The organism is Amycolatopsis sp. MtRt-6 (genome assembly GCF_017308975.1).
In the GTDB taxonomy this organism is placed as follows: Bacteria; Actinomycetota; Actinomycetes; order Mycobacteriales; family Pseudonocardiaceae; genus Amycolatopsis.
Window position 1 is genome coordinate 57864 of the sequence record NZ_JADWPD010000027.1, and the last position, 26383, is coordinate 84246.

The 26383-nt window shown below is 72.6% G+C and carries 25 protein-coding genes; 7 read left to right on the forward strand and 18 right to left on the reverse strand.

Annotation, left to right across the window (positions count from 1 at the left end; all coding sequences use genetic code 11):
• Positions 1 to 52: 52 nt before the first annotated feature.
• The gene (locus tag I4Q55_RS35275) at positions 53 to 640 is read left to right on the forward strand and encodes a TetR/AcrR family transcriptional regulator (protein ID WP_206794359.1); all 588 of its coding nucleotides are present in this window, start codon (positions 53 to 55) and stop codon (positions 638 to 640) included.
• Here the strand turns inward: I4Q55_RS35275 and I4Q55_RS35280 are convergent.
• Positions 637 to 1737, reverse strand: a complete 1101-nt coding sequence (locus I4Q55_RS35280) for a Gfo/Idh/MocA family protein (protein WP_206794361.1) — start codon at positions 1735 to 1737, stop codon at positions 637 to 639. The genes I4Q55_RS35275 and I4Q55_RS35280 overlap by 4 nt on opposite strands.
• Positions 1734 to 2480, reverse strand: coding sequence for a sugar phosphate isomerase/epimerase (locus I4Q55_RS35285; protein ID WP_206794363.1), 747 nt, complete (start codon positions 2478 to 2480; stop codon positions 1734 to 1736). The genes I4Q55_RS35280 and I4Q55_RS35285 overlap by 4 nt, the downstream gene beginning before the upstream one ends.
• Positions 2481 to 2689: 209 nt before the next feature.
• Here I4Q55_RS35285 and I4Q55_RS35290 point away from each other — a divergent pair, with 209 nt between their 5' ends.
• Positions 2690 to 2884: a hypothetical protein gene (locus tag I4Q55_RS35290; RefSeq protein ID WP_206794365.1), complete on the forward strand. Its 195-nt coding sequence runs from the start codon at positions 2690 to 2692 to the stop codon at positions 2882 to 2884.
• Between the two features lie 20 nt (positions 2885 to 2904).
• On the opposite strand, the gene I4Q55_RS35295 is transcribed toward I4Q55_RS35290, so the two are convergent.
• The 9 genes from I4Q55_RS35295 to I4Q55_RS35335 all read right to left on the reverse strand — a co-directional run bounded on the left by I4Q55_RS35295 (position 2905) and on the right by I4Q55_RS35335 (position 13207).
• Positions 2905 to 3249, reverse strand: a complete 345-nt coding sequence (locus I4Q55_RS35295) for a CU044_2847 family protein (RefSeq protein ID WP_206794367.1) — start codon at positions 3247 to 3249, stop codon at positions 2905 to 2907.
• Positions 3250 to 3275: 26 nt separating this feature from the next.
• The gene (locus I4Q55_RS35300; protein WP_206794369.1) at positions 3276 to 4565 is read right to left on the reverse strand and encodes an ABC transporter substrate-binding protein; all 1290 of its coding nucleotides are present in this window, start codon (positions 4563 to 4565) and stop codon (positions 3276 to 3278) included.
• Complete coding sequence (locus I4Q55_RS35305; RefSeq protein ID WP_206794371.1) at positions 4562 to 5677, reverse strand: hypothetical protein; 1116 nt, start codon at positions 5675 to 5677, stop codon at positions 4562 to 4564. The genes I4Q55_RS35300 and I4Q55_RS35305 overlap by 4 nt, the downstream gene beginning before the upstream one ends.
• The gene (locus tag I4Q55_RS35310) at positions 5674 to 7092 is read right to left on the reverse strand and encodes a vWA domain-containing protein (RefSeq protein WP_206794373.1); all 1419 of its coding nucleotides are present in this window, start codon (positions 7090 to 7092) and stop codon (positions 5674 to 5676) included. Before I4Q55_RS35310 ends, I4Q55_RS35305 begins: the two co-directional genes overlap by 4 nt.
• A 4-nt stretch (positions 7093 to 7096) precedes the next feature.
• The gene (locus I4Q55_RS35315) at positions 7097 to 9283 is read right to left on the reverse strand and encodes a serine/threonine-protein kinase (RefSeq protein WP_206794375.1); all 2187 of its coding nucleotides are present in this window, start codon (positions 9281 to 9283) and stop codon (positions 7097 to 7099) included.
• A complete protein-coding gene (locus tag I4Q55_RS35320; RefSeq protein WP_307793403.1) occupies positions 9280 to 10824 on the reverse strand; it encodes a trypsin-like peptidase domain-containing protein in 1545 nt (514 codons plus the stop codon). The genes I4Q55_RS35315 and I4Q55_RS35320 overlap by 4 nt, the downstream gene beginning before the upstream one ends.
• Before the next feature lie 124 nt (positions 10825 to 10948).
• Positions 10949 to 11920, reverse strand: coding sequence for an ABC transporter permease subunit (locus I4Q55_RS35325; protein WP_206794377.1), 972 nt, complete (start codon positions 11918 to 11920; stop codon positions 10949 to 10951).
• Positions 11917 to 12801, reverse strand: a complete 885-nt coding sequence (locus I4Q55_RS35330) for an ABC transporter ATP-binding protein (protein ID WP_206794379.1) — start codon at positions 12799 to 12801, stop codon at positions 11917 to 11919. Before I4Q55_RS35330 ends, I4Q55_RS35325 begins: the two co-directional genes overlap by 4 nt.
• Before the next feature lie 10 nt (positions 12802 to 12811).
• A complete protein-coding gene (locus I4Q55_RS35335; RefSeq protein WP_206794587.1) occupies positions 12812 to 13207 on the reverse strand; it encodes a GntR family transcriptional regulator in 396 nt (131 codons plus the stop codon).
• Between the two features lie 109 nt (positions 13208 to 13316).
• Between I4Q55_RS35335 and I4Q55_RS35340 the strand changes: the two genes are divergently transcribed.
• From I4Q55_RS35340 to I4Q55_RS35350, 3 genes are all read left to right on the forward strand, one after another.
• Entirely contained in the window at positions 13317 to 14090 is a 774-nt protein-coding gene (locus I4Q55_RS35340) for a cyclase family protein (protein ID WP_206794381.1), read from the forward strand.
• A complete protein-coding gene (locus I4Q55_RS35345; protein ID WP_206794383.1) occupies positions 14087 to 15706 on the forward strand; it encodes a thiamine pyrophosphate-binding protein in 1620 nt (539 codons plus the stop codon). Before I4Q55_RS35340 ends, I4Q55_RS35345 begins: the two co-directional genes overlap by 4 nt.
• Positions 15707 to 15797: 91 nt before the next feature.
• On the forward strand, positions 15798 to 16781 hold the full coding sequence (locus I4Q55_RS35350; protein ID WP_206794385.1) for a hypothetical protein: 984 nt from the start codon (positions 15798 to 15800) through the stop codon (positions 16779 to 16781).
• 317 nt (positions 16782 to 17098) lie between these two features.
• Here I4Q55_RS35350 and I4Q55_RS35355 read toward each other — a convergent pair whose 3' ends face one another.
• The 3 genes from I4Q55_RS35355 to I4Q55_RS35365 form a co-directional block, all read right to left on the reverse strand.
• Positions 17099 to 18328, reverse strand: a complete 1230-nt coding sequence (locus tag I4Q55_RS35355) for an HNH endonuclease signature motif containing protein (protein WP_206794387.1) — start codon at positions 18326 to 18328, stop codon at positions 17099 to 17101.
• 201 nt (positions 18329 to 18529) lie between these two features.
• Positions 18530 to 19117 (reverse strand): hypothetical protein, encoded by a 588-nt coding sequence (locus I4Q55_RS35360; RefSeq protein ID WP_242547352.1) that lies wholly within the window; start codon positions 19115 to 19117, stop codon positions 18530 to 18532.
• Between the two features lie 149 nt (positions 19118 to 19266).
• The gene (locus I4Q55_RS35365; RefSeq protein WP_206794391.1) at positions 19267 to 19707 is read right to left on the reverse strand and encodes an Lrp/AsnC family transcriptional regulator; all 441 of its coding nucleotides are present in this window, start codon (positions 19705 to 19707) and stop codon (positions 19267 to 19269) included.
• Positions 19708 to 19721: 14 nt separating this feature from the next.
• On the opposite strand from I4Q55_RS35365, the gene I4Q55_RS35370 reads away from it, so the two are divergent.
• On the forward strand, positions 19722 to 23210 hold the full coding sequence (locus I4Q55_RS35370) for an indolepyruvate ferredoxin oxidoreductase family protein (RefSeq protein WP_277992031.1): 3489 nt from the start codon (positions 19722 to 19724) through the stop codon (positions 23208 to 23210).
• Here the strand turns inward: I4Q55_RS35370 and I4Q55_RS35375 are convergent.
• The 3 genes from I4Q55_RS35375 to I4Q55_RS35385 form a co-directional block, all read right to left on the reverse strand.
• Complete coding sequence (locus I4Q55_RS35375; protein WP_206794396.1) at positions 23191 to 23817, reverse strand: response regulator; 627 nt, start codon at positions 23815 to 23817, stop codon at positions 23191 to 23193. The genes I4Q55_RS35370 and I4Q55_RS35375 overlap by 20 nt on opposite strands.
• Positions 23818 to 23881: 64 nt before the next feature.
• Complete coding sequence (locus I4Q55_RS35380) at positions 23882 to 24388, reverse strand: histidine kinase (protein ID WP_091314726.1); 507 nt, start codon at positions 24386 to 24388, stop codon at positions 23882 to 23884.
• A 178-nt stretch (positions 24389 to 24566) separates the two neighbouring features.
• On the reverse strand, positions 24567 to 25208 hold the full coding sequence (locus tag I4Q55_RS35385) for an FMN-dependent NADH-azoreductase (RefSeq protein WP_206794589.1): 642 nt from the start codon (positions 25206 to 25208) through the stop codon (positions 24567 to 24569).
• Between the two features lie 82 nt (positions 25209 to 25290).
• Here I4Q55_RS35385 and I4Q55_RS35390 point away from each other — a divergent pair, with 82 nt between their 5' ends.
• A complete protein-coding gene (locus tag I4Q55_RS35390; protein ID WP_206794398.1) occupies positions 25291 to 25761 on the forward strand; it encodes a MarR family winged helix-turn-helix transcriptional regulator in 471 nt (156 codons plus the stop codon).
• Between the two features lie 4 nt (positions 25762 to 25765).
• Here the strand turns inward: I4Q55_RS35390 and I4Q55_RS35395 are convergent, their stop codons facing one another.
• The gene (locus tag I4Q55_RS35395; RefSeq protein ID WP_206794399.1) at positions 25766 to 26377 is read right to left on the reverse strand and encodes a precorrin-3B C(17)-methyltransferase; all 612 of its coding nucleotides are present in this window, start codon (positions 26375 to 26377) and stop codon (positions 25766 to 25768) included.
• Between the last annotated feature and the right edge of the window lie 6 nt (positions 26378 to 26383).

Sequence of the window (26383 nt, forward strand, 5' to 3'; positions counted from 1 at the left end):
TCCCGCTGCGGCATGATGGTGCCGTGCACGCCGCCGAGACCACCGCGACCCCGTGACCGGGGGCTACCTGAAGGGCCGGATCCGCCGCGAGGACATCATCACGGCGGCGGCCGCGGCGTACGGCGAGCTCGGCTACCACGGCTCGTCGCTGCGGGAGATCGCCAAGCGCGTCGGGATTTCGCACGCGGGCCTCCTCTACTACTTCCCCACCAAGGAAGCCCTGCTCGCCGCCGTGCTCGAACGCCGGGACGCCGAGGACTCCGAGCGCGAGCAGCTCACCGTGCCGCCCGGGCTCGAGGTCCTGCGCCACTTCGTCGCGCTCGCCGAGCACAACGTCCGCCACCCCGGGATCGTCGACCTCTATTCGCGGCTCGCCGCCGAAGCGGTCGCCCCGGACCACCCGGCGCACGCGTACTTCGTCCGCCACTACCGGGCCGCGCGCGACGGCGTCCACGAGTCGTTCGCGGCCCTCGCGGCCCGCGGCGAGCTGCGCGACGGCGTCGAGCCCGCGCTGGCCGCGCTGACGTTCATCGCGCTGATGGACGGCCTGCAGGTGCAGTGGCTGACCGTCCCCGGCGACGTCGACCTGGTCGGCTCGCTGCGTTTCTACCTGCAGAACCTGCTCACCGTCCCGCTCTAGAGCGTCTTCGCGTACGGGTCCCAGCCCGCCGGCAGCAGCGGCGGGACGGCGACCGTGCTCGCCACTTCCACGCTCTGCCCACGGGTCATGGACTCCTCGATGGCCAGCATCGCGTCGAGCACGTGGTAGGCCAGCTCCCCCGACGCGCGTTCCGGGACGCCCGCCCGGATGGCCCGCGCCAGCTCCAGCGCGCCGGTGCCACGCGAAGCCGGATGTCCCCGCGGCATCAGCTCTTCCGGCTCCTCGCGGTCGAGCAGGTGCAGCCGGGTCGGCTCGTCGAACCGGTTGGGATCGGGCAGCACGGCGGTGCCGAGCGTGCCGGTCAGCTCGGCCAGCGCGGGCCGCTTGAGCGCCGAGTCGAAGCTCAGGACCAGCTGGGCCGACGCGCGTTCGAACTCCACGAGCGCGGTGACCGTGGTCGCCACCGACACGGGGAACTCCGTGCCCGCCCGCGGCCCGGTCCCGACGACCCGGGTGTCGCGGGCCCGCCCGCCGGCCCCGGTGACGCGCCGGACCGGGCCCAGCAGGTGCACCAGCGCCGTCAGGTAGTACGGGCCCATGTCGAGCAGCGGCCCGCCACCGGGCTGGAAGTAGAACTCCGGCGCCGGGTGCCACAGCTCCGGGCCCGGCACCTGGAACAGCGCGAGCGCGGTCAGCGGACGGCCGATGCGACCCGCGTCGACGGCCTGCCGCGCGGTCTGCAGCGCGGCGCCGAGCACCGTGTCGGGCGCACTGGCCACCCGGAGGTTCTTCTCCCGGGCGCGGTCGAGGAGCTTGCGGCCGGTCTGGCGGTCCAGCGCGAGGGGCTTCTCCGTCCACACGTGCTTGCCCGCTTCGAGCGCGGCGAGCCCGACCTCGACGTGCGCGGCCGGGACGGTCAGGTTGACGACCAGCTCGACGTCCGGGTCGGCCAGCAGCTCGGCCACCGTGCCCGAGCGCGGCACGCCGTACTCGGCCGCGCGCGCCGCCGCGCGGGCGGTGTCGAGGTCGGCGACCCGCACCACGCGGACGTCCGGGAAGGCGGTGAGGTTCTCGAGGTAGGTCCCGCTGATGACGCCGGTGCCGATGATGCCGACGCCGACCGGCCCGCCGGTCATCGGTCCGCGCCGGTCGGGAAGCCGGTCAGGAAGGCGTGGCTGGCGGCGAGGGCTTCGAAGAGGTCGCCGTCGAAGGCGTCGAACTCCACCACACGCAGCGCGTCCGGCGCGGCGGCGAGCACATCGGCGAGCGGCACCCGGCCCTGGCCGGCCGGGACCTGGCCGGTGGCGTCGGTGGCGAGCCCGCCGTCCTTGACGTGGATGGCCCGCACGCGGTCGCCGAGCCGCCGCAGCAGGGCGGGGGCGTCCTCGCCGCCCGCGGTGGCCCAGTAGGCGTCGACCTCCAGCGCGACCGCCGGGTCGAGCTGCTCGGCGAACACCTCGAAGGCGCTGCGGCCGTCGATCCGGGATTCCAGTTCCCACCAGTGGTTGTGGTAGCCGACGCGGATGCCGTGCTCGGCCGCGAGCTTCGCGGCGGCGTTGAGCGCCTCCGCGGTGGCCGCGACGTCGGCGGGGTCCTGCCACCGCTCGGGCGGCACGAACGGGTCGATCACCAGGCCGATGCCCAGCTCGGCCGCGGTGGCGAAGACGGCGTGCTGGTCGGCGCCGAGCAGCTGCGCGTGCGCGGTGGGAGCGGTCAGGCCGCAGGCGGGCAGCCCGGCCCGCAGTGCCTCGGCGTTCTCGACGACGCCGTAGGGCTCGACCTGCGTGAAGCCGATCGCGGCGAGCCGCCGCAGGGTGTCGGCGGGGTCGGCCGCGAAGGCGTCGCGGACCGAGTACAGCTGCACGGAAGGCACACTCATCGCCGGTTCCTCCAGCTCCGGTGGCGGCCGTCCGCCACGGCTCCTCAATTTCTACCACCCGGTCAAAATTGTGACCAGGGGTTTTCCCCGACGTCCACCGGACGGCCGCCCGCGTGCCGCGACTCACGCCGGAAGGTGTTTTGGCAAGCGCCCGATGGGGCAGTAACGCCAAGAGCAGGCAGCCAGGGCCGATCCGGGAGGTGCCGGGAGTGGACAGGGCAGGGGACGAAAGGGACACGGAGGCCGCCGTCGGGCGCCCGTGGTCCCGTCGCGACCTGACGGACCTGTCCGAGGCCGCCCGCGACCTCGACCGGCGGATCGAGCAGCACCTCGAACGGCTGCGCCGGGAACGCGACCGGCGCGCCGCCGACATCCCGGACCAGCGGCTGCGCCCGAGCGGCTGAGACCGGTCAGCCGTAGCGCCTCAGCGCTCCTCCACCGCCTCCTCGGCCGGCGACGCCCCGTCCCGCAGCCACTTCAGCTTGACCTCGAACTGGCCCTGCAGGCCGGTGCGCGCGATCACCGCCCCGGCCTGGGCGTCCAGCTTGACACCGAACTTGAGCTCGACCTCGTCCGGGCCCAGGTTGCGGAACTGGGCCAGCGCCGCGGCCGCGGCTGTGCGGACCTCGCCCAGCGCGTGCTCGAAGGTCGTGGTCGCCTTGCGCAGTACGCCCGAGGGCACCGAGGCGTGTTCCAGGCCCGGTTCCCCGTCGACCTCGACGACGACCGTTCCGCCGTCGGCCAGCGGGAAACGCACGAACTCCTGCACGTGATCTCCTTCGGTAGTACGGGTTCTCAGCACGGCAGGTCGAGCCACTGCTCCCGGCCGATGTCGCGGCGAACCTGGTCGAGCTGCTCGAGCAGGGTGGGCAGCCGGGCGGGGTCGGCCAGGTACTCCAGCACCGCCTGGTAGAACGCGCTGGTCATCGCCGAGGGCATCAGGTCCGACGCGTCGAAGCACAGGTTGCCGCCCCTGGCGAGCGTCGTCGCGATCCGCCGCGTGACGTCGCTGCGGTAGACGTCCTGGTCGACGAGGTGCTGGTGCACCGAGAACGTGGTCCCGCCGGACGGCCAGATCCGCTGCCCCTCCGCCCCGGCCAGGTACGCCATCAGCCGGCGCGCGCCGGGCGTGTCGCGGAACATCCCGGCGAGGTCGGCCGAGACCTCCGACGGCCCGGCACCGCCGGCGCCCGGGAACGGGAAGAACCGGAAGTCCCGGTCGGGCACGGGTGGCCCGCCCGGCCGCGGGACGGCGGCGTACCCGCCGATCGCGAACGAGCCGAGGTGCTCCAGCGCGCACCCGGGCGGGTCGGCGAACATGGCCCGGCCGGCGTCGGCGAACGAGGTGAGCAGCGCCGCCGTGCTGCCGCCGCGGACCGCGCCGGGCGCCAGCACCAGCGTGCCCCAGCTCTGCCACGCGGCGACGATCGCGGGGTCGGTCCAGGCCAGCCGGCCCGCCGCCCAGCTGCTGTAGACGCCCGGCCCGGCGCGGTGCAGCAGGATGTCCTCGAGCCAGTCCGTGCCGGGGAACCCGGAGTTCGGCGGGGCGCCCATGCCCAGGCACCACGGGCGCTGCCCGGCCGCGGCCAGCCGCTGTGACGCCGCTACCAGCTCGTCCCAGGTGGACGGCGCGGGACCGGGGAACGAGTCCGGGGTGTGCCAGACGATGCTCTTCAGGTCGGCCTTCACCACCACCGCGTACTTGGCGTTGCCGCCGAGCCGCTGCAGCCGCAGCCACTGCGCGCTGTAGGCCGCCGTGACCTCCGCGTCGAGGACGGCGTCCAGCGGTTTCACCTTGCCCAAGCGCACGTACCCCGCGAGTTCGGCCGGGTTCGACAGCACCGCGACGTGGGGCGGGGTGCCCTGTTGCAGGTCGCCGCGCAGCACCTGGTTCTGCGCGCGGGTGCCCTGGTAGCGCACGGGAATCCCGGTCGCCCGGGTGAAGCCGTCGAGCACCCGCTGGAACGCCTTCTGCTCGTCGCCGGTCCACGGCCCCAGCACCGTCAGCGTCTCCGCGCCGCTCCCGGCGGAACACCCGGACAGCAGCAGGACGACGATCAGCACCCAGCAGGCGCAGCGCTTCACGACGCTCTCCTCGTGCGGAACCGGTATTCGTCGAGGCGGGGTTGCAGGCCGCCCACCGCCAGCACGCCGATTCCGGCGGCCAGCACGGGAATTCCGTACCCGAGCACGCCGCTCCAGCCCGGTTCGGTGAGCCCCGGCCCGAGCAGGGCCGCCTCGTCGACCTCGGGCGGCGGCTGGGCCGGGACGGTGGGCGGCACGGGCGTGGCGGCGGCGAACGCGGCGACCGTGTCGCCGCAGGCGACCACCCCGCCCGGCCCGCACTGGGCGGCCAGCACCTGGGTGAGCGTCCACCGGGTTCGGTCGGCGACGGCCGTCGTGGTGGCGGACCGGGCGTCCACGGTCCGCGCCAGCACGGCGGCGCTGTCCCGCGCGCCGGACTGGATGCCCAGCAGCAGCGCCGTTGCCGTGCCCAGCAGCACGCACGCCGCCGTGGCGGCCAGCAACGCGGTGTTCACCGTGCGCCGGAACCGCCGGGCGAGGAACCGCTGGGTCCACGCCAGCGTGCCGAGCAGGACGACCAGCGGCAGCGCCCAGAGCACCGTGATCGCGGGGTCCAGCCAGTTCGCGTCCAGCTGGACGTCGAGGGCGGCGCGCTGGGCGGCCTCGAGCGTGTCGAGCCGCGCGAGGATGCCGTTGTCCGGTGCGGTCAGCAGGTCCGCCGCCGACAGCAGGTCGCTCGCGGCGAGCGGGCCGCCGCCCTCCTGGCGGAAGTGGGCGTCGGCCCGCCCGATGAAGCCGTTGTAGGCCGGCAGCAGGCCCTCGATCAACCGGAGTGTCTGGCTGCCCTGTTCCCCGGCCGCGTTGTGCTCCGCGACCTGCGCGAGCTGCTGGCTGGCCAGGGCGATTTCGTCTTCGTACTGCTCGCTGGGACCGGTCAGTTTCGCCTGGCCGTGTTCGAAGGCCCGCACCGCCGCGTCGTGCGCGTGCACGAGTGCCTCCTTGGCCAGCGACACCTCGAGCACCGCGGGCGCGGTCCGCTCCCGCACCTCGGCGATGCTGGCCCGGACGCCGAGGAAGGTCGCCAGCGCGGTCCCGAGCACCAGCAGGCTGCCGGCCACCAGGCCCAGCCGCAGCCACCACAGGGTCTGCCGGGTCGTGCTGATCGCGGTCACGACGGCGCTCCCGCCGCGAAGGGTTCACCACAGCGCCCGCACCGCTTCGCCGACGGCCGGGCTTTGTGTCCACAGTGGACGCACTGGCGCGGTGCCCCGCCGGGTTCGGGTGGGACGACGGCGGCGGGCGCCTCGGGATCGGAGAAGGTGGAGACGTTCGGGCCGAGCACCAGGGAGAACCCGTCACGCGGGCGCACGCCGTCCTTGATCGTGACGGCGCCGTCGTCGCGCACGTCGACGAGCCGGCCCAGGCGCTTGAGGACCTCCGCGTTGCCCAGCTCGGTCGCGAGCCGGACCGCGGTGCCCCACTCGCGTGCCGCCACCGCCCGGTCGTCGCGCTCGAAGGCTTCCCAGCCCGCCCAGACCGCGCGGCCCAGCTCGGCTTGCCCGGTGACGCGGGCGACGTTGTCGTCGGGGACGCTGGACAGCGCGAGGTCGTCGGTCAGGTAGCCGACGACGGCCTGCGGTTCGCCGACCGGCTCGCCGGCGACGAGCATGACGGTGCCCAGCAAGCGGTCCTCGTACCGGGTCAGCTCCCCCGCGTCGACGTCGAGGCAGAGGTGGTACTCGCGCAGCTCGTCGCCCCACGCCCCGGTGGGCAGCTCGAACCCGCGGCCGTCGGGGTGACCCTGCGCGGTGAGCTCGACCTCGGTCGGGAAGACCTGCTTGACGAACCGCAGCCTGCTGTAGGGCATCGTGGTCAGGCGCAGCCGCAGGTCCGGCACGGTCCGGCCCATCGCCCGCTCGACCAGCTGCCGGAAGTCGCCGGCGAGTTCGCTGTCCTCCAGCACGGCGTCCGCGCCGCCGCGCAGGGCCGACGCGATGCGCCGCAGGTCCCGCGGCTCCCAGTCGTCACCGATTCCCCTGGCGTCACAGGCGAACTGACCCCGGCAGCGCTCGAGCGCGGCGTCGAGCGCCCCCGTGCGGTCGGACTCGTTGCGGCCGTCGGTGAGCAGCACGGCGTGCCGGATCGCGGCCGGGGTCTGTTCGAACAGGTCCAGGGCGAGGTCCAGCCACGTGCTCATCGCGGTGCCGCCGCCGGCGATCAGCCCGGCGGCGGCGGCCTTCGCCTCACGGCGGGTCTGCTCGCCGGCCACCGCCAGCGGCGGCGCGGCCGGGTACACCAGCCGGGCGCGCCCGGTGCATTCGACGACCCCGAACAGCACGCCGTCCCGCAGCGAGCCGATGGCCGCCCGGCAGGCGTGCCGCGCGGCCTCGATCTTCGTCGGCGGCCAGTCCATCGAGCTGGAGCAGTCCACGAGCAGGAGCTCGGCGGTCGCCGGCTGCCCGGCCGCGGCGACCGCGGCATCGCCCACCCGCACGGTGAGGACGACGTCCATCCGGTCGTCCGCGGGCGCCAGGTACTTGTTCTGGCTCAGCTGGAGGGTGAACGACGGGCGGTCCCGCTCGGGCATCCGATCACCTTCTCGTCTTCGGCCGGACGGAGTTCGCGAGGTCGACCAGCACGCCGTGCTCGTTCCGGTCGCGCGCCCGCTCGGCGAGCCGGCGCAGGGACAGCTCCAGCAGCGACCGCAGGCCGCGTTCGGTGACGCGCTCGCCGAGGAGCGCGCCGCCGTTCCAGCCCTCGTCGCCGGCCAGCCCGGTCAGCGCGGCCTCGCGGACCAGTGCCTCCAGCCGGTCGTGGGCCTCCCGGTCGAGGTAGAGCGTGGGCAGGCGGCGCGCCGCGTCGGCGAAGTCGTCGCGGCCGGGTGGCCCGGAGGGCAGCCGGCCGGCCCGGATGCGCACCGCGGCGATCCGCGCCGCGTCGTAGTGGCGGGAGATCGGCGGTACGGCGTCGAGCAGCGCGACCGCGGTGTCGCGGCCGTGGGTCCGCAGGGCGCAGCGGGCCAGGCCGAAGGCGGCGCTGACCTGGCCGTGGTCGCGGTGCCACACCGAGCGGTACCAGCGCTCGGCCCGCGCTGTGTCCCCGCGCAGTTCGGCGCAGAACCCGAGCGCCAGCTTCGGCGCGATCTCGCCGGGCCAGCTGCGGTGCACCCGGTCGAACGCGGCCGCGGCCTGCTCGGCGTCGTCGCGGGCCAGTGCCAGCAGCCCGTGGTGCCAGGCCGCCCGCCAGTCGCGCGCGGCCTCGGTCCCGAGCTGTTCTTCGGCGTTCGCCAGTGCCGCGGCCGCGGCCGTGGGGTCGCCCAGCGCGACCAGCGCCCGCGTCCGGGCGAACGCGATCTCGACCGAGCGTTCGCCGAACATCGCGAGCTTGTCCAGCCAGCGCTGGGGCCCCGGCGCGCCCGCGGCGGCGATGAACCCGGCGGCGGCGTCCTCGGGGGCGACCCGCGGGATCGGCAGCCGGCCCGCGCCGGCGGCGGCGCCCGGCAGGCCGAGGTCCAGCGGGCCGGCGACGCCTTCGCCGGTGACCCAGTGGTCGAGGCCGGGCACCGCGCCGAGGCCGTCGTCGAGCAGTTCCGCCGTGTCCTCGAACAGCGCCGACGGCACCGGCCGCGGCCGTTCGTCGCGCAGCGAAAGGATTTCCCGGCGCACGCCGTCGAGCTGCTCGGCCATCTCCGACGCCGTGGCGAACCGCCGCTCGTACGGCGCGACCGCGCGTTCGAGCACCCGGTGCAGCGAGTCCAGCCCGCCGGCGACCCGGTCCGGGTCGGCGTCTTCGGCCGCGGCTTCGAGCAGCACCTGCAGCGTCCGGCCCACGGTGTGCAGGTCCGAGCGCACGGTCAGGCCGTGCCGGGCGAGCTCGTGCGCCGGCGCCTGGAAGCCTTCGGTGCCGACGCTCGGCCCGGTCCGGTCGCCGATCGGGCGGGCCGCGCCGAGGTCGATGACCTTGACCCGCTTGTCGCCGTGGATCACGTTCTCCGGCTTCATGTCGCAGTAGAGCAGGCCTTCGCCGTGGAGGTAGTCCAGTGCGCCGAGGATCGCCCGGCCGTAGACGATCACGTGCTCGACCCGCGGCGGCGGCCCCTGCCGCAGGAGGTCGCGCAGCGACCGCCCGCCGACGTACTCCATCACCAGGTAGGTGTCCGGCTCGCCGCCACCGGGCGGCGGGTGCTCGACGAAGTCGCTGATGCGCACGATGTTCGGGTGGTCGAGCCGGACGAGCACGTCGCGCTCGACCCGCGCGAGCGCGCGCAGCACGGCGTTGCCGCTGTTGATCACGCCCTTGAGCGCGACGTGCTGGCCGGCGAGCGCGGTGTCGGCGGCCAGGTACACCCAGCCGAGCCCGCCGCGGGCGAAGCAGCCGAGGACGTCGTAGCGGTCGCCGACCCGCTCGCCGCGTTTCAGCTTGGGCAGGAAGGAGAAGCGTTCGCCGCAGTTCTCGCAGAACCCCTCGGCGAACGCCGGTTCGCCGGCGTAGGCGCGGCCGACGGGTTCGCCGCAGTGGCCGCAGAACCGGTGCTGCTCGGGGTAGTCCGGGTCGGCGAGGACGAGCTTTTCCGGGTCCGGCACCTCGATCGCCGGCAGCGACTGGAAGTCCGCTTCGCCGCTCCAGAGCTCCACGCTGCGCCGGGTGCTCTCCGGCGCCGGCGTCGACGGGGCCGGGGTGGACGGCGCCGGCGGTTCCACCGGCACCCGGCGGCGCCCGCACACCTCGCAGAACCCGATGGGCCCGACCGGCCGCCCGTGGCACCAAGCGGTCGTCACGCTCCCTCCAGCCTGCGGCGCACCGCACGCACGTACCGCTCGACCGGCTCGGCCGCGGCCTCCGGTTCGTCCGGCCGCGTGGCCAGCACCGCCATGGCCGCGCGGTACAGCTCGCCCAGTTCCTCGTCCTCCATCAGGCCCGCGCCGGTCGCTTTGGCGTTGTAGCCGCGCAGCCGGCCGCGCAGTTCGTCGTGCCGGTCGGCCAGCGCGTCGAGCCGGCCGTACAGCCGGACCAGCTCCCACCGGGCCGCTTCCGCGTCGCGTTCGGTCGCCGCCAGCGCGCGCCGCACGCGGCCCGGTTCGATCCGCTCGCCCGCCGAGCGCAGCGCGGCCAGCCGCAGGCGCAGATCCGCGGAACTGCCGGGCACCGCCGCGCGCGCACCGAGCCGGGCGGCCCGCTCCCGCGTGCGTTCTTCTTCGTGCTCCACCATTTCGACCAGCAGCGCCAGCCGGGCCAGCCGCCGCGCGTTCCGCTCGTGCTCCCAGCGCCGCGCCAGGCGCACGCCGGGTGAGTCCGGCCCGCTGAACTGGACCAGCACGGTGGCTCCCTTGTCCACCAGCGGCCGCACCACGCTGGTGAGCACTTCCTCCGGCGCCCGGGCGTCTTCGAGGCCGGTCACCGCCACCGCGACGTCCTCCGGGTTGGTCTGCAGCACGGTGACGGCTTCCCCGGTGCTGATGCCGGCGCTGACGTGCTCGGCCACCTCGCCGGCGGTCTTGCCGCTCGCGTCCACGATCGCCGCGAGCCCGGCGCGGGCGCCGCGGCCCGTTCCGGACCGACGGGCGTCCCGGCGCTCGCGCCGCACCTGCTCCAGGAAACCTTCCCGGACGGCCGCGTCGCGTTCGCCGAAGACCACGATCAGCGGGCCCGCCGCCGGCCGCGGCGGCTCACCCACCCAGCGGGCGACGTCCGGCACGTGCCGTTCGATCACCTCGACCGGGATCAGGAACGCGAGCCCGGCGCGTTCGTCGGTGTACTCCGTGACCACCATGCCCAGCACCGCACCGGTCGCCTTGTCGATCACGCCCGCGCCGCTGAAGCCGCGCCGGACCCGCTCGCCGGGCAGCGGCGAGTTGAGCTGGATCCACTCCCCGCCGGCACCGGCCGGGCCGGCCAGCTCGGCGTTGTTCACCCAGACGCCGTAGCGGTGCGGTGCCGGGAAGCCGTAGGTGTGGACCACCCGGTCGCGCACCGCGCGCAAGCGCACCAGCGGCGCGCCGGGCACGTGGGGAAACGCTTCGGCGAGGTCGAGCAGGGCGATGTCACCCCGGCCGTCGTCCGTCGGCGGCACCCAGCAGCCGGGCCGCACGGTGGCCTGCGCCTCCGGCATGCCCGCCAGGCCGACGAACCGCACCAGCACGGGCGCGCCCGAAAGCGCTTCCTCCCCGGCTGCCTGCACGACGTGCGCGCAGGTGAGCACCGTGGATTCGCCCAGCAGCATCCCGGCGCCCAGTGCCCGGCCCGACGAGTCCGACAGGCACACCCGCCACGGTTCCGGATCCCCCGCGCGCCCCTCGGCAGAACCGTTGTGCTCCCTCACCGAAAGCGACCTTACGACCCGGCACCGACACTACGGGCCGGGTTCGCCCGCTTACCTCGGCAGATCACCCGATCGGCCGCAGCACGGTCCGCGACCGTGGAAAACTCACGAACCCGCGGTCCGGTCAGGCGATCGTGCGCAGCCGGCGGAGGGCGAAGAAGACCAGCGCCGCCGCCAGCAGCACGAAGATTCCGGTCTCGATGCCCTGGAAGAGCCAGAACCGGTCCCCCGGCTGGTACTGCACCCAGTTCTGCGCGCCGGGGCCGGCCGCGGCATCGGCGCAGCCACCGGGCGGGCACGGGCCGAGCTGGGCGTTCGGCAGGACCAGCTCCCCGGCCGCGTTGCGGACGCCGAGGTCCAGGACCCAGTTGCCCGCCGCCGGGTTCGGCGTCTGCCCACCGGTCGGCGCGAAGGTGAGGCTCTGCGCGGGCAGGTACCGCGGCCGGGCGAGGACCTCGATCGCGACGCGGACCACCGTGAACCCGGCCAGGGCGATCCCCATGGCGGGCAGGACTTTCCGCCAGTACGTGCCGGCGAAGACGCCCAGCGCCAGCGCGAACAGCGTGTACGCGATCGGGACGACCCCCTGGACGTCGAACGAGAGGTAGCTCAGCCGGCCGGTGCTCGCGCCGACCAGTGGCCGGAACCACCAGGACACGCCCAGCGCGTACCCGATCGCCAGCACGGTGGTCATCGCCCCGACCAGGCCGACCTTGGCCAGCGCCCACTGCAGGCGGCTGACCCCCTGCGTCCACACCAGACGGTGGGTGCCCTGCTCGACCTCGCGGGCGATCAGCGGCGCGCCGAAGAACACGCCGACCAGCGCCGGCAGGACCACGAACAGGACGGCGATGAACACCATGCCGCCGAACTCCTGCTGGAACTGGTGCCCGGCGCTTTCGCAGCGCGCGACCGCGTCGGTCTGCGTGATCATCGACGCGTTGCCGAGCGCGGACCGGCAGGCGCTCAGGCCGAGGGTGTCGTACTTCGCGTACATCGCCAGGCCCGTGGGCACCATGACGGCGGCGAGCGCGGCCAGTGCGGCGAGGGTGAACAGCACCTGCTTGCGGTGCTGGCGCCAGATCAGCCAGATCACGCCGGCACCTCCCAAGCGGACGCCGGAACGCGGGTCTCGGTGTCGGCGAGGTGGGCCAGCACCACGTCTTCGAGGGTCACTTCGTGCTCCGTCCACAATGGATCGATCGGGCCGTCGCCGCGGCGGACCAGGAGCGTCGACTGGCGTTCGGTGTGGCTCGCGCGGACCACCTCCGCCACCCCGGCGACGGATTCGCTGCCGGCCCGCGGCCCGGTGAGCGTGCAGTGGCCGGCGAGCAGCTCGTCGACCGCGCCCGCCAGCCGGACCCGGGACCGTTGCAGGACGACCAGGTGGTCGCAGCTGCGTTCGAGGTCGGCGAGCAGGTGCGAGGACAGCAGCACGGTCGTCTCGCTCTCGGCCACGGCACCCATCAGCGTCTGCATGAACTCGCGGCGCGCGAGCGGGTCGAGGCTGGCGATGGGTTCGTCGAGCAGCAGCAACCGCGGCCGTTTGGCCAGCGCCAGCGCCAGGGCGACCTGGGCGCGTTGCCCGCCGGACAGCTTCCCGACCGCCTTGTCCGGCGGGATGCCGAGCATGGCCAGCCGGTCGCGGGCCAGCGCGGCGTCCCAACGGCGGCGGTTGAGCTTGCCGCCCATGGTGACCAGCTCCGCCGCGGTGAAATCGCGGTAGAGCGGGGTGTCCTGCGCGACGAACCCGATGTCCGGCAGCGCGGACCGCGGGTCACGCCCGAAGACGCGCACCTCGCCCTCGTCGGCTTTCGACAGGCCGACGACCAGGTGCAGCAGCGTCGTCTTGCCCGCGCCGTTCGGGCCGACCAGCGCGGCGATCCGCCCGGCAGGCACCTCCAGCGCGCAGTCGCGCAACGCCCAGGTGCGGCCGTAGCGCTTGCCCAGCGCCGCGGCTTCCACCGCCAGTTCCATTCCGGACTCCCTACGACAGGTCGTGCGGCACCCGGGTGCCGCGGATCGTGGTTTCGATGAGGGCGGCGATGTCGTCGGGCGACATCCCGGCGGCTTCGGCGCGCTCCAGCCAGGCCTTCAGCTCGTCGCGCAGCTGCGCCTGGTGGCCCAGCGAAGGCCCGGCCAGGCTGCCGGTGACGAACGTGCCCACCCCCGGGCGGCCTTCGGCGAGCCCTTCCAGGACCAGCTCGCGGTAGGCCTTGAGCACGGTGTTCGGGTTGATCGCCAGCGCCTCGGCCACGTCGCGCACCTTCGGCAGCTGGTCGCCCGGCCGCAGCAGGCCGACGCGCAGCGCCTGCTTCACCTGGACGACGAGCTGCATGTACGTGGCGACCCGGGAACGGCCGTCGAGCACGAACTCGATCACCCTGCCCACCCTCCTATTGTCTTACGACATTAAGACAACACCTCCCGGCGCCCGCCTGTCAAGGCATAGGGTCTGGTTCGGACACGCACACCGGCACCGGGAGGCAGGCATGTCGTTGTTGGACGGGCTGAGCAAGGCGATCGCGGGCGGGGCGATCGAGATCGTCGACCTCACCGCACCCCTGAGCTCGAGCACGCCGATCCTGCGCCTGCCGGAGCCGTTCGCCAACACGATCCCGTTCCGGCTGGAGGAGATCAGCCGCTACGACGAGCGCGGCCCGCGGTGGTACTGGAACGACATCCACACCGGCGAGCACACCGGCACCCACCTGGACGTCCCGGTGCACTGGGTGTCCGGAAAGGACGGTCACGACGTCTCGCGGGTGCCACTGAAGACGCTGGTGGCGCCCGCGGTCGTGCTCGACTTTTCGGCACGGGCGGCCGAGGACCCGGACTTCCTGCTCTCGGTCGACGACGTCCGGGCCTGGACGGCGGAGCACGGGCCGCTGCCCGACGGCGGCTGGCTGCTCTACCGCACCGGCTGGGACACCCGCAGCGGCGACCAGGAGGACTTCCTCAACGCCGACGAAACCGGCTCGCACACCCCGGGCGTGTCACCCGAGTGCGCGCGGTGGCTCGCCGAGGAAACGCCGATCACCGGGCTCGGCGTCGAGACCGTCGGCACCGACGCGGGCCAGGCACCCGGCCTGGAGCCGATGTTCCCGTGCCACGAGCTGCTGCTGGGCGCCGGCAAACACGGCCTGACGCAGCTGCAGAACCTCGCGACGCTGCCGCCGACCGGCGTGCTGCTGCTGGTTTCGCCGCTGCCGATCGTCGGCGGCTCGGGCAGCCCCGCCCGCGTCCTGGCCCTGGTCGAGCGGTGAACGTCGCCGAGCTGGTCGGCCGGACGCTGGCCGGCCTCGGCGCCGGCACGGCGTTCGGCGTGGTGGGCAGCGGCAACTTCGAGGTGACGAACGCGCTGCGCGCGGGCGGCGTCCGGTTCGTCGCCGCCCGCCACGAGGGCGGCGCGGCGACCATGGCCGACGCGTACGCCCGGATCAGCGGGCAGGTGTCGGTGCTGTCGCTGCACCAGGGCTGCGGCCTGACCAACGCCGTCACCGGGATCACCGAGGCGGCCAAGAGCCGGACGCCGCTGCTGGTGCTCACCGCGGATTCCGCGGGTGCGTCGGTGCTGTCGAACTTCCGCATCGACCAGGCCGGCCTGGCCGCGGCGGTCGGCGCGGTGCCCGAGCGCGTGCACTCGCCCGCGAGCGCGGTGGCCGACACGGTGCGGGCGTTCCGGACGGCGCGCCAGCAGCGCCGGACGGTGGTGCTGAACCTGCCGCTCGACGTCCAGGCCCAGCCGGCGCCTCCGCTGCCTGCGCTGCCGGCGCTCGCGGGGCCCGCCCCGGTGCGCCCGGACGCCGATTCGGTCGCGGCGCTGGCGGACCTGCTGGCGGCGGCCGAGCGCCCGGTGTTCATCGCCGGCCGCGGCGCCCGTGCGAGCCGCGTTCCGTTGCAGCGGCTGGCCGCCCGGTGCGGCGCGCTCCTGGCGACGTCCGCGGTGGCGCACGGCCTGTTCCCCGACGACCCGTTCACACTGGGCATCTCGGGCGGCTTCGCCTCCCCGACGGCGGCCGAGCTGATCGTGGGCGCCGACCTGGTCGTCGGCTGGGGCTGCGCGCTGAACATGTGGACGACCCGCCACGGCAAGCTGCTCAGCCCGCACGCCAAGCTGGCCCAGGTCGACATCGAGCAGGCGGCACTCGGCGCCCACCGCCCGATCGACCTGGGCGTGGTCGGCGACGTGGCAAGCACTGCCGCGGATGTCCTGGCCCTGACCCGTTCGCATCGCGGCTACCGCACGGAGGAGGTGGCGGCCCGGATCGCGACGGGCCGCTGGAACGACGTCGCGCACGAGGACCTGTCCGGAGACGGCCGCATCGATCCTCGCACGTTGAGCAAGCTCCTGGACGAGCTGCTCCCGGCCGAGCGGATCGTCTCGATCGACTCGGGCAATTTCATGGGGTACCCGAGCGCGTACCTGTCGGTCCCCGACGAGCAGGGGTTCTGCTTCACCCAGGCGTTCCAGAGCATCGGCCTGGGCCTGGCCACGGCCATCGGAGCGGCACTGGCCCGCCCGGACCGCCTGCCGGTACTGGGCACGGGCGACGGCGGGTTCCACATGGCACTGTCCGAATTGGACACAGCGGTCCGCTTGAGCCTGCCGCTGGTGGTGATCGTCTACAACGACGCGGGATATGGAGCGGAGATCCACCACTTCGGCGACGCGGACATGACAACGGTCCGCTTCCCCGACTCGGACCTGGCCGCGATCGCCCGCGGCTTCGGCTGCACGGGCATCACGGTGCGGTCGCCTCAGAACTTGTCAGCGGTGCGCGATTGGCTCGCGGGACCGCGGTCGGCCCCGTTGGTGATCGACGCCAAGATCGCCGACGACGGCGGATCGTGGTGGCTGACGGAGGCGTTCCGGCACTGACCCGCCCTTGACACGGCCCCCGGCAACCCTGAATGCTGGCCGAGTTGTCTTACAGTCGTAGGACAGTGGGGGAACTATCCGAGGAGCTCCGATGCGACTCTTGATGGCCGTACTGGCGGCCGCAATGTTGTTGGTCTCACCCGCGGACGCGACCCAGCAACGCCCCGACCCGGCGGGAGCGCTGCTGGCGGCGTACGACAGCCACGCGATCGTGGCAAAATCCAGCCCGGACGTGGGACCGTTCGTGTTCGACCTGGTCCGCGACCCCAGGTTTCCGGCCCGGGTGAACGACGTGGTGGTGGAGTGCGGCAACGCGCGTCTCCAGCCGTTGCTGGACGCGTACATCGCCGGGTCGGCGGTCGACGGCATCAGCAGGGTGTGGCGGGACACGACCCAGCCGAGCTGCGGGTTTTCGACGTTCTACGAGCAGCTGTTCGCGTTGATCCGGCAGGTCAACACAACGCTGCCGGCATCGCGGAAGATCCGGGTCCTGGCGGCCGACCCACCGGTCGACTGGAGCCGGGTGCAGTCGCCGGCGGACCTGGAGCCGTTCCTGGATCGTGACGCATCGATCGCCTCGGTGGTGAAAACCCAGGTGCTGCAGAGAAATCGCAAGGCCCTGATGTTGTTCGGCGTAGGCCACTTGACACACGACGGAGGAAGCGCGGCGGTGGCCCGGCTGGAGCGCGAGTACCCGGGGATCGCGTATGTGGTGGCGGACCACCGCGGGTTCACATCGGACAACGCCCGGCTGGAGCAGCGGCTGGGCCAGTGGCCGGCTTTGGTGCCGATGAAGGGTTCGTGGCTGGGTTCCTTGGAGACGGGGTACTTCCCGCTGAACCGCGAGTACCCGCCGGGCACGCGCGGCTACCCGGGCGTGGACGCATACCTGTATGAGGGCCCGGCGGATCTGTTGCTGCGCGAGCCATTGTCGGCCCGGGCGGTGCTGGACACGGAGTACATGGCAGAGCTCAGGCGCCGAGCTGCGGCGATCGACGCGCCGCCGGATTCGATCGAGTGGCCGGAGACGTTCTTCGAGCGGGAACGTAACTCGGGGGTGCTGTTGCGGGGGTAGGTCAGGCGCTTCCTGGACGGGTTGGGGTTTCTATCCCGGCTTTGGGCCTGCGGGGGCGGTTTTTGCGCCTCTTTGAGCGGCTTCTCGGCAGCTGGTGGTGCTGGTTCGCTGCGGCTGCGGGTGGGCTTGTCCGCTGGCAGCGGCCTTGGGTGGTGGACAAGTAGCCCTATCGAGGGCTGCGAGTGAGTTGGCTTTGCTGGTGGTGTTCGTTCGCGGCGATTGCCGGGCTGGTCCTAGTTTCTTTGTTGGTTGCTGGCTGGTTGAGGCGTCGCGTGGGTGTAGGCCCGTAGCCGTGGGGCTGCGGGCCTGTCCCGTGGTCAGGCTGCGAATGGCAGTGGTTCGTGGAGGTTGTTGCGCCTGGGCTTTCGGCGACGGTCGATGAACACCGGTGGGAGGAACTCCGGTAGCCCGTCGGCGGCGATGCGGACTTCCCAGCCCGAGCGGTGCAGCAACCGGTGGTGGTGAGCGCACATCAGCACCAGGTTGGTGAGATCGGTGGGGCCGCCGTCTGCCCAGTGCCGGATGTGGTGACCTTGACAATGCCGGGGTGGCCGATGACAGCCCGGGAACGCGCAACCCCGATCCCGGAGGAACAACGCTCGACGCAACCCGGCGGAGATCAGGCGGCGGAGGCGGCCGAGGTTCAGCGGTTCGCTTTTGTCGCCCAGCACCGCGGGGATGACCATGGCGTCACAGGCATGCACCCGCGCTTCGGCCGCGGTCATCGTCCCGGTGTCGCCGAGCGTGGCCTTGCCAACGCCGGACTTCAGATCCTCCAACGACACCGCGACCATGACGTGGGCTCGTTCCCCGGCCTGCATCGGCAGGTCTGGGGAATTCAGAGCCAGGTCGACGGCGTCGGAGAAGGCATCCCCGTAGCGCTGCGGGGTGGTGCGGAAGTCGGGGCCGTCGTCGCCGGTGCGGCGCTCGGCGAGGGCATCCAGCAGGGCGTGGGCGCGGGTGCCTGTCTCGTCGTCGAACCGGCCGCTCAGTTCCCAGATCCCGGTTCTTTTGCGACGGAGGAACAGCTCCCGGGTCGGGGCGGTGGGTTCGGTGTCGTCGGGCTCCTGGCCGTCGGGGACGAGGTGGGCGAGGATGCGGGCACCGAGGGCAGCGACCTGCTTGTGCCCGGCCTCCTCCGCGAAAGCCAGCAGGTTGGCCTCGGCGCTCGCGCAGTGCTCGGGCGGAACCTGAGCCAGCACCGAGGTGATCACGTCGATCATCGGGTTGCTCAACCGCCCCGCCCGAGCCGCAACCCCGGTGGCGGGCGCCAGCGCGGGAATCGGGGAGCCGTCGAGGTTGCGGCCGGGATTGAGCAGGCGGGCGCGTTTGATCAACCGTTCCGCGGCCGGCTTCGGCTCATCGGCCAGATGCTCCAGAAGCCGGGCGGCGGAGCGATAGCCGAACAGCTCCATCACACCCCGCTGCTCGATTTCCACCAGCACCGCACCAAGTTCGGCCTCAGCGGACCGCATCGACGCGACTAGCTCACCGATGCGGTCGGCGAGAGCCACCGCCTCGGAGGAGAGAGCCACGTCGTTGGTCATGCCTCCAAACTACCGGCCATCGAACACAGAGTCATCACTCGATACGGTGGGAACAAAAGGTAAAGCCGCAGTCCGCACCCCAGAACACCGAAACCACGGCAGGGCAACCGAAGCGTGGGGAATCGGCGCTGCCGACCCACGACGCGACGCAACCCCGTGGAGCGCCGATTTCCCACGCCACGGCGAAGCCGTGCATGAAACTCAGCCACACCGATGGGAAACCCAGACGTTGGGTTCAACGTAAACAGCATAACCATCCAAAGTAGACACAAGAACCGGAGAAAGAGCCCCAGGAACAACCACCGAACCATCACGGTCAAAAGGCAACCCGGTCCACCGCCGCCACTCGACCAAAGAAGCCTGCACAGTAGCGGAACACGGAGCAACGCCCTCAAGACGACCCCCAGCCCGGACATGGGTACGCAACCACCGATCAACAGGCAACCCATCCGAACGAACCGAGAACGCATACTCCTCCATGGACAAGCCAGGAACCAAAGCCTTGTCCGGCGGACGCACAGGAATCACGAGCGACGCAAGCCCCGAAGCAGCAACAGCATCCCGCATACCAGCCAGCACAACAGAAGAAAGTCCACGCCCCTGCCAAGAAGGATGCACAGCGATCTCCAACCCACAAGCGGTATCAGGAGAAACACCGTCAAGAGCATCCTCGACAGCCCAAACGGCCACAGCATCCCAGCCAAGATCAGGCAACACCGACCGCCCGCGAAACGGCACCATGATCCCCCGCGCGACCGGCACCCCGTCTTCAAGCAGAGCTACGACCAAAGAAGGCCACCTCCGAGCCACGCGCCGCCCGCGGACCAGCAAGCTCGTCAGGCTTCCCTCCATGAACCGCGGTGATCCCGGCGGGTATGGAATCGCATAGACCGGTTCGAAAAGGTCCGGCCGCTGGGCCAGGGTGACGACCTCCACGGCTACCGCGACCAGGAGTCCAGCGCGATCAACGTCTTCGTGCCCGTCACCTGGTGGTGCCGGCGGATCTCGTCGATCGTCTTCTGCAGGTGCGCCATGTCCCTGACCCGCAGCCACACCAGCGCGTCCGGGTCGCCCGCTATCGTGAACACCGCCTGGGCCTCCGGCATGCGCGTTGTCGTGCGGAGGATCTCGGCCACCTTGGCGTTGCCCACGAACCTCAGCTCGGTGAACGCCTCGATGCCCCAGCCCAGTTTCGCGTGATCGACCTGGACCGTGAAGCCGGTGATCACCCCGCTCTCCCGCAGCCGGTCGATGCGGCGCTTGACCGCCGCCGTCGACAGGGTCACCCGGCTCGCTATGTCCGACAGCGTGCGGCGGGCGTCCTCGCGCAAGAGGCCGAGGATCTCGTGGTCGGTGGCGTCGAGCAGCTCTTCGGGCATGCGTCACAGCCTAGATGCAAAGAACAACGCCAGACAGCGGCAGAACTCGAGAAATTTTGCGTTCGAGGCCGGGAAACAGACATACCTGTTGCGTCACTGTGGCGCACGTCGCATCGTGCCCCCAAAGAAGGGAGCGCGCCGTGGAGACGTTCACGCTGGAGGATCGCTACCTGCGGGAAGCGGGGACCGTGCACCTGACCGGGGTTCAGGCGCTGATCCGGCTGCTGTTCGACCGCGTCCGCCACGACCGCGCGCGGGGCGGTGACCCCGCCGTCTTCGTCTCGGGCTACGAGGGCTCGCCGCTGGCCGGCTACGACCTCGAACTCGGGCGCCGCGCGACGCTGCTCGAGAAGCACGACGTCGTGCACCGGCCCGGGCTCAACGAAGAACTCGCCGCGACGTCGGTCATGGGCAGTCAGCTCGTCGCGGGGGCCGGCGCGAAACGAGGCGTCACCGGCTTCTGGTACGGCAAGGCACCCGGTCTCGACCGCGCCTCCGACGCCCTCCGGCACGCCAACCTGGCCGGTACCGACCCGCGCGGCGGCGCGGTCGCGCTCGTCGGCGACGACCCGAACGCGAAGTCCTCCACCGTGCCCTGCGCGTCCGAGCTCGCCCTCGCCGACCTCGCCATTCCCGTGCTCTTCCCCGCCGACGCCCAGGACGTCCTCGACCTCGGGATGCACGCCGTGGAGCTGTCGCGGGCCAGCGGGTTGTGGACGTCGCTGAAGATCGTCGCCAACGTCGCCGACGCCTCCGGCACCGCCACCGTCAGTCCACAGTGGAACTCACCCCGGATCGAAAACGGCTACCGGCACCAGCCGACGTCACGGCTGCTCGGCGCGAGTCTCGCCGAGCTGGAGCGCAGCCTCTTCACCGTCCGCCTCCCGCTGGTCCTCGACTACCTGCGCGCGAGCACCGTCAACCGGATCACCGCAAGCGGGCCGGCCGACCGGATCGGCATCGTCTCCGCCGGGAAGTCCTACCTGGACCTCCAGCAGGCCCTGCGCACCCTCGGCCTGGACACCGGCAAGCACGGCATCCGCGTCCTCAAGCTCGGCGCGATCCACCCCCTCGACCCCGCGATCGTCCGCGAGTTCGCCGACGGCCTCGACGAGATCATCGTCGTCGAAGAGAAGCGCGCGTTCGTCGAAACCGCGCTCAAGGAGATCCTGTACGGACGAACGAACGCACCGAAGATCACCGGCAAGAAGGACCTCGACGGCCGCACGCTGTTCAGTGAGCTGGGCGAGCTGGACCCGGACGGCATCGCGACCGGGCTGGCGAAACGGCTGCCCGCGGGCATTCCGCAGGTCGACGCCTACCGAAACCGCCGCCGTCGCGAACGCATCGCCGTGCCGCTGCTCGCCCGCACGCCGTACTTCTGCTCGGGCTGCCCGCACAACTCGTCGACGAAGGTCCCGGAAGGCACCCTCGTCGGTGGCGGCATCGGCTGCCACACGATGGCCCTGTTCATGGAGCCCGACCAGGTCGGCACCGTCCTCGGCGTGACGCAGATGGGCGGCGAAGGCACGCAGTGGATCGGCATGGCGCCGTTCGTCGAGGCCGGGCACTTCGTCCAGAACATCGGCGACGGCACCTTCACCCACTCCGGCAGCCTCGCGGTGCGCGCGGCGGTCGCCGCCGGCGTGAACATCACCTACAAGCTGCTCTACAACTCCGCCGTGGCGATGACCGGCGGTCAGGACGCGGTCGGCGGGCTGCCCGTCGAAAAGATCGCCCAGCTGCTGCTCCTGGAGGGCGCGAAACGGGTCGTGATCACCAGCGACGCCCCGGCGAAACACCGCAAGCCGCCCGCCGGTGTCGAGGTCCGCGACCGCGGCGAACTGCTGCGCACGCAAGAGGAACTGGCCGCGATCAAGGGCGTCACCGTGCTGATCCACGAGCAGGAGTGCGCCGCCGAGAAGCGCCGGAAACGCCGTCGCGGCAAGCAGACCGCGCCCGCGACGCGCGTGGTCGTCAACCAGCGCGTCTGCGAGGGCTGCGGCGACTGCGGCACCAAGTCGAACTGCCTGTCCGTGCAGCCCGTGGACACCGAGTTCGGCCGCAAGACGGCGATCCACCAGTCGTCGTGCAACGTCGACTACTCGTGCCTGGCCGGGGACTGCCCGTCGTTCGTCACCGTGGTGCCGTCCGGGAAGAAGCGGCGCCGCAAGGCCGCCGAGCTGGCTGCCGACGCGGTCCCCGCGCCGGAATCCGGCAAGCAGGACTTCACCGTGCGGATCACCGGGATCGGCGGCACCGGCGTGGTCACCGTGACGCAGATCCTCGCCACCGCCGCGGTCCTCGACGGGCGGCACGTCCGCACGCTCGACCAGACCGGCCTCGCGCAGAAGGGCGGCGCGGTCGTCTCCGACCTGAAGGTGACGGCGGCACCGGTCGAACAGGCGCCGAAGCTCGCCGCCGGCGAATGCGACCTCTACCTCGCCTGCGACGCCCTCGTCGGCGCGGACGCGGCGAACCTCGGGGTCGCCGACCCGGCCCGCACGACCGCCGTCGTCTCCACGACCGAGGTCCCGACCGGCCGGATGGTCGTCGACACGACGGTGTCCTTCCCGGACCCCGGCAGCGTGCTCGCGCCGATCGAATCCGCGGCGAAGCGCACGGTGTCACTGGACGCGCGCGGCCTGGCCGAGGAGTTCTTCGACGACGACCAGTTCGCCAACGTGCTGCAGCTCGGCGCCGCGTTCCAGACCGGCGCGATCCCGCTGCCGGCGTCGGTGCTCGAACGCGCCATCGAGCTCAACGGCACCCAGGTCGCCGCGAACCTGCAGGCGTTCCGCCGCGGCCGCCTGGCCGTCGCCGAGCCCCCGGCGGAAGCCCCGGAGCCCGCGATGACGGAGCCGCACCCGATGCGAGCCCTGGTGCACGCCGAGCCCGGCTCCGAGCTGGCGCGGCTGCTCGACATCCGGATCCCCGAGCTGGTCGCCTACCAGGACAAGGCCTACGCTCGCGCGTTCGCGGAGTTCGTCGAGCGGGTGCGAGTGCTGGAAGACGGGCCGACGGAGATCACCGAGGCCGTCGCGAAGCACCTGTACAAGCTCATGGCGTACAAGGACGAGTACGAGGTCGCCCGGCTGTCGCTGGACCCGGCGTTCACGGCCGGCCTCGAGGAGCAGTTCGGCGCGGGCACGAAGTACGCCTACCGGCTGCACCCACCGGTCCTGCGGGCGCTCGGGATGCGGCGCAAGATCAGCCTCGGCCCGTGGTTCCGGCCGGCGTTCCGGCTGCTCCACGCGCTGCGGCGGCTGCGCGGCACCCCCTTCGACCCGTTCGGCCGCGCCGAGGTGCGCAAGGTCGAGCGCGCGCTGATCGAGGACTACCGCAGCGTGGTCCTGGAGGCGTTGCGGGCCGGGGACGCCGGCAAAGCGCGGGCCCTGGCCGAGCTGCCCGATCTCGTCCGCGGCTACGAAGACGTCAAGCTCGCCAACGTGGTCAGGTACCGGGAGCGGCAGGCCGAGGTCCTCACGCCCGCAGGTAGCTGAGCATCGCCTGGGCGCCGTCGGGGACGCGCAGCTTCGTGCTGACGTCCCCGGCGTGCCGGCGCGCCGCGGCGGTGCCGATGCCGAGCAGCCGCCCGATCGTCGGCACCGAATGCCCCTCGGCCAGCAACGCCACGACCTCGCGCTCGCGAGCGGTGAGCGTCGCCACCGGGTCGCCGGGCCGGGGCCGGGCCAGCTGGACCGCCACCACGTCCCGGTCGAGGACCGTGCCGCCGGCGGCGACGCGCCGCAGGGCGTCGAGGAACTCCTCGGGCCTGCCGACGCGCTCCTTGAGCAGGTACCCCGCTCCCCCGCCGCCCGCGGCCAGGAGGTCGCCCGCGTAACCGTCTTCGACGAACGCCGACAGCGCGAGGATCGCCAGGCCCGGCACCCGGCGCCGGGCTTCGAGGGCGGCTTGGAGCCCTTCGTCGGTGAACGTCGGCGGCATCCGGACGTCGACGACGGCCAGGTCCGGTGCCACGTCCTCGACCGACGTCACCAGGTCGCCGGGATGGTCGACGGCGGCGACGACCTCGAACCCCTCGCTGCGCAGGAGCAGCACCAGCCCTTCGCGCAGCAGAGCGTCGTCCTCCGCGATCACGATCCGCACGCGGCTGCCTCCTCGCGTCCACGTCAGCCCCTGCCTGGATGCACGGACGCGCGGGCGAGCGGGTTCAGCTCTGGCCGGACCAGCCGCTCAGCCGGGTCAGCAGGCGTTCCAGGACCTCCGGGTCCGCGGCCACCGGATCGCCGGAGACGGGCTCGTCGACGAGCGTCCGGCGGTCCTGGCGCCGCGGCAGGCGCACCTGCCGCGCGGTCATCCCGCCCGGCAGCGGCAGTTCGCACCAGGTGGTGCGGCCGCCGCCGTCGGCGGGCGAGACGCCCAGCCGCTCGCCGGGCCGGGCCGGGGTGTCCGGCCGGCCCGGGACGTCGTCGTCGACCTCGATCGAGAGCACTTCGGCGCGCAGCCGCAGCCGCAGCGTGACGAAGGCAGGCGCCTTCGGGTCACTGGCGTCGATCACGGCGCCGACCAGCCGTTTCGCGGTGGCTGTCACCTGCTCAAGCATCGGCAGCAGGGACCAGTCGGTGAGAATCAGGCGGACGAACAGCTCGGTGACCGGCAGCGCGCTGGGCTGCGCGACGAGCCGGATGTCGTCCATCTGGGAGGTGTGCGCGCTCAAACCCGACCTTCCTCGCCCCGGCGCGGCCCGTGCCGCACCACGTCAGTCCGCCCGCCGCGGCACGGTACCGCCCGCGCCGCGCGTTGCTGCCGTCGGGGCCATGGGTGAGCTGCTCGAAGCACCGGTTGCGCGACGCCCTGCCGGTGTGTTCGACGCAGCTCACCTGGTCGGGCGGTCTTCAGACCCGGGCGGGGACCCACAGCTCGTCGATGGCGCGTTCCGCCGCCGCGAGGCTTTCCTCGGCGAGCGGGACGAGGTCGGCCATCGCCGGGCGGACCGCCGCCAGCGTCAGCTCCGCCGTGATGAAGCGCGGCTCCAGGCCGGTCAGGGAAACGCCGTGCGGAAGCCACTGCTGCGCGTGGTCCCAGCCCGCGCGGGGCGTGCCGTCGCCGTAGCCGCCGCCCCGGCTGGCCAGCACGACGAACTCGCGGCCGCCGAGCAGGCCGGTGTAGGTCTCGGGGTCGATCGAAAGACCCGGGGCGATGAGGTGGTCGACCCAGGTCTTCACGCTGCTCGGCGGGCCGAAGTTGTACAGCGGCAGGCCGAGCAGCACGGTGTCGGCGGCCTTGACCTCCTCGACGATTTCGGCGGTCCGCGCCCAGACCGCCGCCTGCTCCGGAGTGTGCTGCTCCGGCGGGACCTGGGCGGCCAGGCCACTCGCCGCGTCGTGGTGCGGGAGGGGGTCCGCGCCCAGGTCGCGGTAGGTGACCGTGCCTTCCGGGTGCGCCGACCGCCACGCGGCCGCGGCCCGCGCGCTGAGCCGCCGGCTCACCGAGGCGTCGCCCTGGATGCTCGAGTCGATGTGCAGGAGATGTGCCATGTCGTTAGCCATCCATAGATCGTTGGTGTAGTACAAACTATTGATAGCACATCGACCGTTGGGGCGGCCATATACTGGGCACATGACCTCGCTCCCGGTCGTCAACCAGCCCCCGCACCGCTGCGGCGCGCTGGTCGACCACCTCGCGCGCCGGCTGCGGCTGCGCAGCGAGTCGGTGCTGGCTCCGCTCGGGCTGCGGCCGCGCCACCTGATCGCCCTCACGGTGCTGCGTGACAGGGGCGGCAGCTCCCAGCAGGACCTGGCGAAGATCCTGGAAATGGACAGCACGAACGTGGTCACCCTGCTCAACGAGCTGGAGACCGAGAACCTGGTCGAGCGCCGCCGGTCACCCGCCGACCGACGGCGGCACCTGGTCGAGCTGACCGACGTCGGCGCGAAGCTGCTGGCGCGCGCCGAATTCGCCCTCACGGCAGTCGAAGACGAGGTGTTCAGCGGGCTGAGCGACGACCAGCGCGAGACGCTCTACACGCTCCTGCAGCAGGCGGCGAGCAAGACGGCCACGGAAGCCTGCCGGGAACCGCGGCCCTGCTGAGCCCTCAGGCGCCGGCGATGTCCCGCGCCAGCTGCCGCGCTTCCGGCAAGGTGAACTTCCCGGTGATCTGCGCGGCGCCGTCGGTGATGGCGGACTGGATCTCCGGCGCGGTGAGCACGCGGCTCTTCACGACCATCGCGACCTGCTTGCCGACGTTGCTTCCGGTCCACTCCGCCCACGTCCGCGCCCCGGACGCGGTGAAGCTGAGGGCGACGAGGGCACCGCCCGACGCCGCCTCGAAGCGGGCTTCCACCCAGCCGACGTCCGCGCCGCTGAGGAAGGCCGGGCCGAGGATGTACCGGGTGCCCTGCGCGGGGTCGCAGCTGACCAGCGGAAGCGCCGGGTCGTCGCGGCCGTCCAGGGCGTCCGGCTCGCCCGGCGCGCAGGGCAGCGCCCGCGCGGCGGCCTCCTGGGTGGCCCGGTTCGTGCTTTGCCGCTGACCCGGCGAGCCGGCCGCCGGCCCGGCCGGCAGCTCGCTCAGCACCGGACGGAACCGCAACCGCGTCCCGTCCTCGATGGCGAAGCCGTCTTGGGCCGGATGGGCGTCGCCGGGCACCTCGCCCCGGCACCCGGCGACGACAGCGAGGACAGCGACGGCGGCGAGGAGGATGCGCACAACCGT